The organism is Sideroxydans sp., assembly GCF_054604835.1.
The window spans coordinates 614,868-626,915 of sequence record NZ_JBTSFG010000001.1; the positions used below are offsets into that span (position 1 = coordinate 614,868).

Here is a 12,048-nt window from a genome sequence, read left to right on the forward strand (position 1 = left end):
GGCGTTTCCCGTTCTACGATCACTGACCGTGATTCCGGCGGCTTTCAGTCTGCTGACAACTGAAATAAGCCACTTTCCCCGCTTTATTCCGCAGATACAAAATATCCCCGACTGTTAATTTAGCCTCGTGCCAAAACGGCAAACAAGTTTTAAGCGAGGTTAAACATGTCAGCACTCAACAAGATCCGTCTGGTTTCTTCCCGCGAAGATGAAGCGGCTGAATCTGAAGCTATTTTCGAATCGCGCGGTCGCATAGAGGCCGAGATCGATGCGCAACTCGCCGCCCAGGCGCGTTCCCGTGCCGAAGCTCACGCTCGTGCCATCGCGCAGGGCAAAGCCCAGCGCGAGAGCGAGATCGCCGAGCAGATCGAGATGCGCAACCGTGCCGAGTCACAGTTGGTGGAAGAAGTCCGACTCAGACTTGAGCAGGAACGTGCACTGACCCTCGCTTCTCAGGAGAAAGTGGCCGCCGAAGCGCGTTTGGCAGAATCCGTGCGTATCCGCCAGCAAGCCGAACTGGAAGCGCAAAAGGAATTGGAAAAGCGCCTGCTTGCCGAGCAGCGCATGCATGATGAGCAGCGACGCCGTGCCGAGGCTGAACATGAAGCTGCACTGAAGGCGCAGGAACGCGAGGCCAGCGAAGCAGAATTGAGCAAGGTTGCGGCAGATAAGCTCAAGCAGGAGCGTGAAGTGGTTGCGCTGGTGAATGCAAAACTGGCAGCCGAGCGCTCTGCTCAGGAATCTCTGATCGCGCGCGAACGCAGCGAATCGCTGGCTTTGGCCGAAATCCAGGCGCGTATCGCGGCTGAGCTGGAAGCCGAGCGTGCCGCTGCTGCGCGTGCCGATGAGGAACGCGCCCTCACAGAGAGCATCGAGCTGCGCAGTCGTATCGAGCAACAAGCGCAGGAAGAGGCTGTTGCTCGCAATGCCGCGGAATGCCGTGCCGCTGAGATTGCACGTCAGGCACTGGAGAAAGAACAACTTGCCCGTGCCGCTGCCGAACAGAAACTGGCAGCCGAGCACGAAGCGCTGCGTTCGTTGACCGAACGCGCCGAGACCGAGCGTCAGGCCGCAGCCGAGCGCGAAGCCGCCAATCTGTTGCTGCGCAAGGCGGAAGCCGATGCACGCGACCTGCTGGTGGCCGAACAACAAGCCAAACGCGCCGCCGAATCGCGCGCGCAGACAGCGCATCAACTGGTGCAGGAAGCACAGCAACGTGCCGAAGCGGAGATGTATACCTCGCGCGCGCTGGAGCTGCAGTTGGCAGCGGAACAGCAGGCCATCGCCAATGCTCACAAACATCGCGAGATGGCCGAGCGTGCCCAGGAACTTGCCATACAGAAAGCCGCATCCGAGCAGCAACTCTATCTGGCAGAGCAAGAACAGGCCGCCAACGACAAGCAGGAAGTGCTGATGTTCCAGCAGCGTCTGGACGCTATCAATCAGCAACTGGCAGCGGCAGAGACTCGGGTTCAACTATCAATAGCCGAATGCGAGGCTGAAGAGCAGCGCCTGGCCGCAGAAATGGCTGAACTGGTCGCCATCCAGCAGCGCATCGACGCAGAGCAGCAGGCTGAAGCCGCCGCGCGTCAGCGTTCGGAAGCAGAGGCAGAAGCAGAGCGTCAGGCCAAGCAGCGAGCCGAACTGGAAGAACAAGCGGAGCAGGTCGCGTTGCGTCGTGTGATCGCCGAACAGCAAGCCATCGATGCCATCACGGCACGTATGGATGCAGAGATGCGCGCCATTGAAGTGGACAACGAACGTCTTGCACAAGAGGTACGCGCAGAAGAAGTCGCGGCTGCCCAATTGGAGCAGGATAGATTGCTGTTGGAAGCTGCGCGCAACCAAGAGGCTGTGGCTTTGCGTGCCATGAACATGAACAAGATGAAGATCGACGCACTCAATCAAGCCGCACAAGCCGAACAGGCCGCGTTGGAGGCGGATGCCAGAGCCGTTGTGGTCGCTCGTCAGCGCATCAAGGCATCACAGGAAGCCGAACATCTGGTGGAGCTGATCGCGCAGGAAGAAGCAGCCTTGCAGGTGATCGAACTGAAGAATGAAGAGAACCGTGCTCTGGTCGAAAGCATGCGCGCTGCGTGCGAGGAGGCCGAGCGTTTGGCTAATATCGAAGCGGTGGCGCGTATCGAACATGAGCGGCAGCTTGCCGAATCAAGTGCGCAACGTGCCGAAGCCGAACATCTGGCACGCGTCGTGGCGGAGGAGAATGCACGTCTGCAGGCAGAGTTGAAGACGATAGCGGAGGCCTATGCCGAACACGATGCACGCAAGAATGCAGGCTTGCGCGACGAAATGCAGCAACTGACTGCTGCACTTGAGACGGAGCATCTGTTGGCACGGGTACGCCGCACCAACTGGATCGCCCGCTTGTCGCAGGGCGCATTGGTGGCGACATTGGTGCTGAGTGCCGGATTGTGGATGAGTGCGCCGAACCCGGTCGCTTATGCATCAGGCCAGATTGCGACTAGGGCGGCAGCGCCTATGGTGGCGGAACCCCGGATGGATCTGGCCAGCTTCCAACTCGCGACGGAGTTGAGTATGCCTGCATTGCAGGCGGCTGCGGCAGAATAACAAGTTGCTTGGGGAGGAAACAGAACGGCGGCCCAGGCCGCCGTTCTGTTTTGGCTATGCAAGATCAGTGCGAGATGCGCACCACGCCGCCGCTTTCGATCACACGCACTTTGTCGCCGACATTGAAAGTCTCGTCGTTGACCGATCTTTCCTGGACCACGGAGATGTGGCTGCCGTCTTCGAGCAGGATGGAAAACTCGATGCCGTCTTCGCGGGTGTAACCCTCTTCAGCCGCCGCACCGACCACGCCGCCAACCACAGCGCCCAGCACGCGCATCACATCGCTGCCTTTGCCGTCACCTGCCGTACTCCCGGCGATGCCGCCGACCACGGTGCCGGCTGCCGTGCCGATCTGTGTGGCAGTGCCTTCGATGCGCACCTCGTTAAGTTGTTCGATGGTGCCCACGCGGAAGGTCTGGGCTTGGCGGACCTGGTCGCGCGTATAGACATCGCCCGATTTGCTGCTGGCGCACGCGCCAAGCAACAAGGTGCCGGCGACCAGCAGAATGGTTGAGGGAATATTCATGAGGATGCTCCTTGATCGGATCGAAGTGGGTGGTAAGCGCTTTGAGCTCGCAGTCCGTCCACAGTTCAATTGTTTTTTTCGCTATCCGGCTTCCAGCGTTTCAGCAGCAGCGCATTGCTGACCACCGACACCGAGCTCATCGCCATTGCCGCGCCTGCCACCACTGGGTTCAGCATACCCAGCATTGCCAGCGGGATGCCAAGAACGTTGTAGGCAAAGGCGAAGAACAGGTTCTGCCGGATCTTGCGCAGGGTGGCGCGCGACAGCGAGATGGCATCGGCCACCGACATCAGGTCGTTGCGCATGAGGGTGATATCGGCGGCTTCCAGCGCGATGTCGCTGCCGCTCTTCATGGCAAAGCTCACATCGGCCGCCGCCAGTGCCGGCGCGTCGTTGATACCGTCGCCCACCATGCCGACCACTTTGCCGCCGGTCTTGAACGAAGTCACGTGACGCGCTTTGTCCTGCGGCAACACTTCTGCCAGATATTCATCGACACCGGCCTGCTGCGCGATGGCGCGCGCGGTGGCGTCGTTGTCGCCGCTCAGCATCACCACGCGTATACCCATGCCGCGCAGTTTGACGACCGCCTCGCGGCTGCTTGCACGCAGACGGTCGGCCAGCGCGATGTAGCCGAGCACGGCGTTGTCGCGTGCCAGCACGATCACCGAGCGGCCATCGGTTTGCATGGCAGTCAGGGCGGCATCATCCAGCACGATATTCTGAGCCTTCGCAAAGGCGGGCGAGCCCAGCAGGCAGGTCGCGCCATCGACAGTGGCCGTCAGCCCCTGGCCGGTATGTTCGTGCAAGTCGCCGACTTCGATGATGGCTTGCTCGCCTGCATGCAGGAGCAGGGCGCGCGCGAGCGGATGAGTGGAGTGCTGGGCCAGTGCGGTGGCAGTGTGCAGCAGTGTTTCTTTTGAGATGCCGGCGACGGGGGCGACATCGGTCACCGCCGGTTTGCCTTCGGTCAGTGTGCCGGTCTTGTCCAATACTAATATGTTGAGCTGGTGCGCGCGTTCCAGTGCGGCGGCATCCTTGGCCAGTATGCCTGCATGCGCCGCGCGACCAGTGGCGACTACCACCGCCGTCGGCGTCGCCAGACCCAGTGCACAAGGGCAGGCGATCACCAGCACTGACACGGCATTGATCAAGGCCAGGCTGAATTCGCCGCCGTACAACCACCAGCCAGTGAAGGTCAGTGCGGCGATGCCCAGCACGGTGGGGACGAACACGGCGGATATCTTGTCGGCCAGACGCTGGATCGCGGCTTTGGAACCTTGTGCCTGTTCCACCAAGCGGATGATGGCGGCGAGCTGGGTCTGCGAGCCGACCGCCAACGCGCGGCAGCGCAGTACACCTTGCTGGTTGAGCGTGGCGGCATAGACCTTGGTGCCTGCCTGCTTTAATTGCGGCAGGCTTTCACCGGTGAGCATGGCTTCGTCGATACTTGATTCGCCTTCCAGCACGATGCCGTCCACCGGCACGCTCTCGCCGGGACGCACGATATAGATGTCCTCGGGGCGCAATGAACCAGCCGAGACATCCAGCAACTGCCCGTTGCGTTCGGTGTGCGCAATCTTTGGTTGCAGGTTGATCAGGGCTTCCAGCGCGGCGGAAGCCTTGCCTTTGGCACCCGCTTCCAGCAGCTTACCCATCAGCACCAGTGTGATCAGCGTGGCACTGGCTTCGAAATACACCGGCTGATCCAGTCCGAGCAGCCATACCGCAACGCTCATGAAATAGGCTGCGCTGGTGCCCAGCGCGACCAATACATCCATGTTGCTGCCGCCGCTGCGCAATGCCGCCCAGGCGCCGGTGTAAAAGCGCGCCCCGGCCCAGAACTGCACCGGTGTGGCGAGCAGCCATTGCGCCCACAGCGGCATCATCAGATGAACACCGGCGAACATGAGCACCATCTCGCCGACCAGTGGCAAGGTCAGTAACAGCGATACGAAGAACACCCTGCGCTCATGCTGCAACATCGCCATGCGATCCGCTTTCTCGGCGGCGAAATCGCGCGCGGGATGCGCATCGAAGCCGGTGTGGCGTACGGTCTCCAGGATTGCTTCCAGATCGGTCTTGGTGGGATCGAAGGTGAGGCTGGCTTTTTCGGTGGCGATGTTCACCACAGCGGTGACATCGGGGAGTTCATTCAGGGATTTTTCCAGACGGGCAGAGCAGGATGCGCAACGCATCCCGGCGATCTGCAATTCGGCGTGTTCTGTCTTTTCAGTCATGGCACGCCGAATCTACCACGATTTACAACGGGCGTTTGATGCTCACACCGCCGCGCAACTGGCCGGGCTTGTAGCCGGTGGCCTGGTCATGCGGATAATCTTCGGCGAGACGCGCCTGTACTGCGGGAGAGATGTCGCCGCTGCCGCCGTGACAGGCGACACAGCCGGGTTGCAGCACGATACCTTTCATGTAACGCAGGTATTTGCCGTTCGGCTCCTTCACGATCTCGGCCACTTCCAGCGTCTCGGGCTTCGCGCCTTTGGCCAGTTGCTTCGCCATCTTTTTCAGTGCCTTCTGTTCCCATGCATCGGGTGTGCCCAGCATGGGGTTGCGCACTTTGTCAGACACGCGCGTCAGCTTGATACCTTGTTTGCGCGAGATATCGCCAGCCATCGCGGGAGCGATGTCCTTGCACACGGTGATGGCAGACTCCGGACCACCTTCCGTCACGGCCTTCTTGTTCGCGGCCATCAGTTCTTGCATGAACGGGCCGATCACGGCGCGGCTCTCTTCACGGTATTTATCCAAATTGTCTGCCATCGCGGGGGCGGACAGGACGAGCAGGGTGGTCAAAAGCATGGATTTCTTCATGGGTATTCCTTCCGTATAAAAAATGCCCGGCCTGAGCCGGGCAAGTCTGGGGAAAAATCGATTACTTCTTTTCAGTCGAGCAGGTGCTCATACCGAAGATCGCATAGGCCGGGCAGAAACCGAAGATGCCGGTCAGCAAAGGCACCACGCCGATCCAGCCCCATACACCGATCATCTCGGTCAAAGTCAGACCGATCAAAGCCAGTCCGGCCACTATACGCAGTCCGCGATCAATACCACCTGAATTGCATTTCATCTTCGACTCCTTTAATTAAGGGTTACGGTTGTTGAATACTACTCCGACTTCAATTGCCATGCTGCATGGCAGGCCACACAGCTGGTAAGGGTGTTGCTCAACTTGTTCAGGATGTCGGCGGATGGCTTTCCGGCCTCCGCATCCTGGGCAATCTCGTCCATGGCGTGATGCACGCTCATGCCCAGATCCTTGAACGACATGGGCAGTTTCGACATCAGCGCGGGGTTCACATCGGCTGCAGAAGCCATACCGGATGCACGCGCCGCCTGGGCGACCTGTGCCATATCTTTCTTATCCAGTCCGGCCAGGATGCCCTGAGTTGAGATCAGCAGGCCGCGCATCTCCAGCAGTACCAGTTCGCGTTCCGCAGGCTGCAGCACGATGGCATCGCGCTGGCCTTCTATTGCGGTGGTGTTGCCTTCTACGAAGAACCAGCCGAACACGAGTGCACTGACGACCCAGAGGACAACGGCGAATATTGCGAACTTGTTTGTTTTCATCTTGAGGCCCTGTGTGGAATGCGGCGCATCATAGGCAGCGACTGCAGCAGTGTCTGTGAGAAACGTCACACTTGAGTGCATGTCTGTTTCCTGTTTCAATCCATGCCCATTACGGACTTGGGGGAATCATGGGGCAGGCAAGCATAGGCATCATCGGCGGCAGCGGCGTTTACGACATCGAAGGGCTGGAGAACAAACGCTGGGAAAAGGTCGAGTCGCCTTTCGGTGAACCCTCGGACGAGTTGCTGTTCGGCGAATTGCACGGTGTGCAACTAGCCTTTTTGCCTCGCCACGGACGTGGTCATAAGATACCGCCCTCCAACATCAACTTCCGCGCCAACATCGATGCACTGAAACGCGTTGGTGTGACCGATGTCATCTCGGTCAGTGCGGTCGGCTCACTGCGCGAACATCTGTCACCCGGCACCTTCGTCATCGTCGATCAATTCATCGACCGCACCTTCGCCCGCGAAAAATCCTTCTTCGGCAACGGTCTGGTGGCACACGTCTCCATGGCGCATCCGGTGTGCGGGCGGCTGGGTGAACACATCGAGAATGCCGCAATAGAGGCAGGCATCTCCGTCATGCGCGGTGGCACCTATCTGGTGATGGAAGGCCCGCAGTTCTCCACCTTGGCAGAGTCCGAGATGTACCGCACCTGGGGCTGCGACGTGATCGGCATGACCAACATGCCGGAAGCCAAGCTCGCGCGCGAAGCCGAGCTTTGTTACGCCACGGTGGCTATGGTCACCGACTACGACTGCTGGCATCCCAATCATGATGATGTGACCGTGGACCAGATCATCCAGGTGCTGCTCGCTAACGCCGACAAGGCACGCACACTGGTGAAACACGCCGTGCCGCATATCGCGACCGATGCACAGGCCTGCGCGTGCGGCTGTCGTTCCGCCTTGCGGCATGCTCTCATCACCGCGCCGGAAGCGCGCGATGAAGCGATGAAGAAGAAGCTACAGGCCATCGCCGGGCGCGTGCTGAAATGAACGAACAGCAACTGCGCAGCGCCTTGCTGCAAACCTCCCGCCGCATGGTAGAGTTCGGCCTGAACCGTGGCACGGCGGGCAACGCCTCGGTGCGCTGCGGTGAGGACATCCTCATCACGCCGTCCGCCTTACCAGTGGCCGAGATGTCTGAATCCGATCTGGTGCTGCTGGATAAAACAGGCAAGGTGCTGCAAGGTCGCAAACCCTCCAGCGAATGGCGCTTCCACTGCGACATCCTTAATGCGAGAGCAGAGATCGGCGCGGTGCTGCACATGCATTCCACCTACGCCACCACCATGGCCTGCCTGGGCAAGGAAGTGCCCGCCGTGCATTACCACATCGCCATCGCCGGCGGCGACAGCATCCGCTGCACGCCCTACACCATCTTTGGCGAACAGAACCTGTCCGACCTTGCGCTGGAAGCCCTGCGCGACCGCAAAGCCTGCCTGCTCGGCAATCACGGCATGATCGCCTTGGGTAAGGATCTGAACGATGCACTGTCCGTCGCGCACGAGGTCGAATACCTGTGCGAGATCTACTGGCGCACGTTGTCGGTGGGCGAGCCGAACATACTCAGCGCGCAGCAGATGCACGAAGTCAAAGCCAAATTCGTCGAATACAAGAAACGCAGTTAGGAGAAACGCATGCCCATCAAGTCCCGAGTTCGCACCGTCCCGCATTACCCAAAGCAAGGCATCATGTTCCGCGACATCACCACGGTGCTCAAAGACCCCGTTGGACTGCGCGCCACAATCGACGAACTGGTGCGCAGGTATAAAGACGTGAAGATCGACAAGATCGCCGGCATCGAATCGCGCGGCTTCATCCTTGGTGCACCGCTGGCCTACGCACTAGGTGTCGGCTTTGTGCCCATCCGCAAAAAAGGCAAACTCCCCGCCGAAACCATCGGTCACGACTACGAACTCGAATACGGCACCGACCGCATCGAGATCCACACCGACGCCATCGCCAAAGGCGAGAAAGTATTGCTGGTGGACGATCTCATCGCCACTGGCGGTACGGCCGAAGCTGCCGTCATCCTGATCGAGAAGATGGGTGGGCATGTCATCGAATGCAGCTTCATGATCGACCTGCCGGACATCGGTGGTCGTGCACGGCTGGAGAATCGCGGCCACAAGGTGTTTGCGTTGTGCGAGTTCGAGGGGGATTGATGAAGATCGAAACCCTGCGCTGGTTCAACAACCGGCTGGAGATGATAGACCAGCGCATCCTGCCGGCTGCGTTTGAGTATCTGAGTTACTACACGGCGCATTCCGTAGCGGAGGGCATCCGCAGCATGGTGGTGCGCGGCGCGCCGGCCATCGGGGTGGCAGCGGCGTACGGTGTGGCACTGGAGGCGTTGCGCTTGCGCGACAATTCCACATCAGAATTCACATCAGGCATGGAAACCGGCTTCTATGTGCTGGCCGCCAGCCGCCCGACGGCGGTGAATCTGTTCTGGGCCTTGCAGCGTATGCGCAAGGTTTGGGAAAGCGTGGCGGAACAAGACCCTAAACAGATCGCAGAGCGCTTGCTGGCCGAGGCGCATGAGGTGCTGGCCGAGGATATCCGCATCAACAAGGCGATGGGCGCGCACGGCGCGGCCTTGCTCAAGGACGGGGCGAGGGTGTTGACACATTGTAATGCGGGCGCGCTGGCGACGGCGGGGTGGGGTACGGCGCTGGGGGTATTCCGTTCTGCGGTGGAGGCGGGCAAGAAGATCTCGGTCATCGCCGACGAGACGCGGCCATTCCTGCAGGGCGCGCGACTGACAGCCTGGGAGATGGTGCAGGAGAACATCCCGGTGACGCTGATCACCGACAATATGGCGGGCCATCTGATGGCGCATGGCGAGATCGACGCGGTGGTGGTGGGCACGGACCGCGTGGCGGCCAACGGCGATGTGGCGAACAAGATCGGTACTTATATGGTGGCGGTGCTGGCACAGCGGCACAACATCCCGTTCTATGTGGCGTGCCCATTGTCGACCATCGACCTGAACATCGCCTCTGGCAAGGACATCCCCATAGAGGAGCGTTCGGTGGAGGAAGTGAAGGGCTTCCGCGATTATCACTGGGCGGCGGAGGGGGTGAAGATACGCAATCCGGCCTTTGATGTGACGCCGGCGGAGCTGGTTACGGGGTTGATCACTGAGAAGGGCGTGGTACTGAACCCGGATGAGCAAGGCATACGCAAGCTATTCGGATCGGCCTGATCCGGCACGCCGTAACCCCGTTCAGCCCATGGTGGCAGGTGCTTTGCGCGGCACGCGGGGGGAGCGGCGGGTTGTATTGTTGGATATTCCATAAATACCTGTTTCCCATAAGCAAACCTTTTGGTACAATCCGCGCCGTTTTCAGATGGGCTTCAGGCCCGTTTTTTATTTGTGGGATCGAATATGGACGTTGCGAATCTGGTTGAAACGACGCTGGCCGGTATGGGCTACGAGTTGGTCGATCTGGAATTGTCCGGGCGCGGCATGATGCGCGTGTTCATGGACAAGCCGGAAGGTATCTCGGTCGAAGACTGCGAGCGGGTGAGCAACCAGCTGGTGCGCCTGTTCACGGTGGAAGGTGTGGAATATGAGCGCCTTGAGATCTCTTCACCGGGGCTGGACAGAGTAGTCAAGAAAGAAGCGGATTTCGTTCGCTTCAAAGGGCAGAAGGCAAAATTCAAATTGCGCCTGCCTGTGAACGGTAGCAAGCAGTTGGTGGGCATCATCGGCGAATGCAAGGATGGTGTGCTGCAGCTGGATATGGCTGGCAGTTCGGTCGAGATCGAGCTGTCTAATGTGGACAAGGCACGTTTGGTGCCCGTATTTTGATTTGATGCAGTCGGAGAATAACGATGAGTCGTGAAGTTCTATTGTTGGTGGATGCCTTGGCACGTGAAAAGAACGTGGACAAGGAGATCGTGTTCGGTGCGCTGGAGTCCGCTTTGGCCTCCGCGACCAAGAAGCGTTTCGTGGAAGAAGAAGCCGATGTGCGTGTGAGCATCGACCGCCAGACCGGCGAGTACGAGTCTTTCCGTCGCTGGCAGGTGATGGACGACGAGACCTTCGAGACGCCCGAACTGCACATCAAGCTTGAAGAAGCGCAAAAGCGCGATCCCGAGATCGAGATGGACGAGTTCATCGAAGAGCCGCTGGAGAGCATCGACTTTGGTCGTATCGGCGCGCAGGCTGCCAAGCAGGTCATCTTCCAGAAGATCCGCGACGCGGAGCGCGAGCAGATCCTGGCCGACTTCATGGAGCGCAACGAGCATCTGGTGTCCGGCACGATCAAGCGTATCGAGCGCGGCAACGCCATCATCGAATTCGGCAAGATCGAGGCTTTGCTGCCGCGCGACCAGATGATCCCGAAAGAGAATCTGCGTGTCGGCGACCGTGTGCGTGCCTATCTGCTGCGTGTCGACCGTACCGTGCGCGGCCCGCAGATCATCCTGTCGCGTATCACCACCGAGTTCCTGAAAAAGCTGTTCGAACTGGAAGTGCCCGAGATCGAAGAAGGCATCCTCGAGATCGTCAGCGCTTCTCGTGACCCTGGTTCCCGCGCCAAGATCGCGGTACGCACCAACGACCAGCGTCTGGACCCCATCGGCACTTGCGTCGGCATGCGCGGTTCGCGCGTGCAGGCGGTGACCACCGAACTGGCGGGCGAGCGCGTGGACATCATCCTGTGGTCGGACGATCCTGCCACTTTCGTCATCAATGCGCTGGCCCCGGCTGAAGTCACCAGCATCATGGTGGATGAAGAAAAGCACAGCATGGATGTGGTGGTGGAAGAAGAGAATCTGGCGCAGGCCATCGGTCGCGGCGGTCAGAACGTGCGCTTGGCGACGGAGCTGGCTGGCTGGGAGATCAACCTGATGACGGTCGAGCAGTCCGCCGAGAAGAACGAGCAGGAATTCGCAGTGATCCGCGATCTGTTCGTGTCCAAGCTGGACGTGGATGAGGAAGTCGCCGACATCCTGGTGCAGGAAGGTTTCAATACGCTGGAAGAAGTGGCCTATGTGCCACTGGAAGAGATGCTGGAGATCGAGGCATTCGACGAAGCAACCGTTGAAGAGCTGCGCAGCCGCGCACGCAATACATTGTTGACCGCCGCGATCGCCAACGAAGAACAGGTCGAGCACAACATCGAAGACCTGCTGAAGATCGAAGGTATGGATGCCGACACGGCACGTACGCTGGCCGGCAAAGGGGTGGGCACGCAGGATGCGTTGGCCGACCTCGATACCGACGAGCTGGTCGAAATGACCGGTATGGACGGTGAGCGCGCCAACCAGTTGATCATGACGGCGCGTGCGCCATGGTTCGAATAAGTAGAGCCTCTGGGCTGAAGG

General features: G+C 59.8%; 12 protein-coding genes. 7 read left to right on the forward strand and 5 right to left on the reverse strand.

Features of this window, described 5'->3' with window-relative positions; all coding sequences use genetic code 11:
- Positions 1-165 precede the first annotated feature (165 nt).
- Positions 166-2,589 (forward strand): hypothetical protein, encoded by a 2,424-nt coding sequence (locus ACYCZ5_RS02950; protein ID WP_461543268.1) that lies wholly within the window; start codon positions 166-168, stop codon positions 2,587-2,589.
- Between the two features lie 64 nt (positions 2,590-2,653).
- On the opposite strand, the gene ACYCZ5_RS02955 is transcribed toward ACYCZ5_RS02950, so the two are convergent.
- From ACYCZ5_RS02955 to ACYCZ5_RS02975, 5 genes are all read right to left on the reverse strand, one after another.
- A complete protein-coding gene (locus ACYCZ5_RS02955; RefSeq protein WP_461543269.1) occupies positions 2,654-3,115 on the reverse strand; it encodes an outer membrane lipoprotein in 462 nt (153 codons plus the stop codon).
- A 65-nt stretch (positions 3,116-3,180) separates the two neighbouring features.
- A complete protein-coding gene (locus tag ACYCZ5_RS02960; protein WP_461543270.1) occupies positions 3,181-5,355 on the reverse strand; it encodes a heavy metal translocating P-type ATPase in 2,175 nt (724 codons plus the stop codon).
- A gap of 22 nt (positions 5,356-5,377) precedes the next feature.
- The gene (locus ACYCZ5_RS02965) at positions 5,378-5,947 is read right to left on the reverse strand and encodes a Tll0287-like domain-containing protein (RefSeq protein WP_461543271.1); all 570 of its coding nucleotides are present in this window, start codon (positions 5,945-5,947) and stop codon (positions 5,378-5,380) included.
- A 61-nt stretch (positions 5,948-6,008) separates the two neighbouring features.
- Positions 6,009-6,203: a YgaP family membrane protein gene (locus ACYCZ5_RS02970; RefSeq protein ID WP_461543272.1), complete on the reverse strand. Its 195-nt coding sequence runs from the start codon at positions 6,201-6,203 to the stop codon at positions 6,009-6,011.
- Between the two features lie 38 nt (positions 6,204-6,241).
- Positions 6,242-6,772 carry a hypothetical protein gene (locus ACYCZ5_RS02975; protein WP_461543273.1) on the reverse strand — a complete coding sequence of 177 codons (531 nt, stop codon included), beginning with the start codon at positions 6,770-6,772 and terminating at the stop codon, positions 6,242-6,244.
- A 59-nt stretch (positions 6,773-6,831) separates the two neighbouring features.
- On the opposite strand from ACYCZ5_RS02975, the gene ACYCZ5_RS02980 reads away from it, so the two are divergent.
- The 6 genes from ACYCZ5_RS02980 to nusA all read left to right on the forward strand — a co-directional run bounded on the left by ACYCZ5_RS02980 (position 6,832) and on the right by nusA (position 12,027).
- Positions 6,832-7,704, forward strand: a complete 873-nt coding sequence (locus tag ACYCZ5_RS02980; protein WP_461543274.1) for an S-methyl-5'-thioadenosine phosphorylase — start codon at positions 6,832-6,834, stop codon at positions 7,702-7,704.
- On the forward strand, positions 7,701-8,339 hold the full coding sequence (locus ACYCZ5_RS02985) for a class II aldolase/adducin family protein (protein WP_461543275.1): 639 nt from the start codon (positions 7,701-7,703) through the stop codon (positions 8,337-8,339). Before ACYCZ5_RS02980 ends, ACYCZ5_RS02985 begins: the two co-directional genes overlap by 4 nt.
- 9 nt (positions 8,340-8,348) lie before the next feature.
- Positions 8,349-8,876 (forward strand): adenine phosphoribosyltransferase, encoded by a 528-nt coding sequence (locus tag ACYCZ5_RS02990; protein ID WP_461543276.1) that lies wholly within the window; start codon positions 8,349-8,351, stop codon positions 8,874-8,876.
- Positions 8,876-9,919, forward strand: a complete 1,044-nt coding sequence (mtnA, locus tag ACYCZ5_RS02995; protein ID WP_461543277.1) for an S-methyl-5-thioribose-1-phosphate isomerase — start codon at positions 8,876-8,878, stop codon at positions 9,917-9,919. The genes ACYCZ5_RS02990 and mtnA overlap by 1 nt, the downstream gene beginning before the upstream one ends.
- A gap of 183 nt (positions 9,920-10,102) precedes the next feature.
- Positions 10,103-10,528, forward strand: a complete 426-nt coding sequence (gene rimP / locus ACYCZ5_RS03000) for a ribosome maturation factor RimP (protein WP_461543278.1) — start codon at positions 10,103-10,105, stop codon at positions 10,526-10,528.
- A gap of 23 nt (positions 10,529-10,551) precedes the next feature.
- A complete protein-coding gene (gene nusA / locus ACYCZ5_RS03005) occupies positions 10,552-12,027 on the forward strand; it encodes a transcription termination factor NusA (RefSeq protein ID WP_461543279.1) in 1,476 nt (491 codons plus the stop codon).
- Positions 12,028-12,048 lie beyond the last annotated feature (21 nt).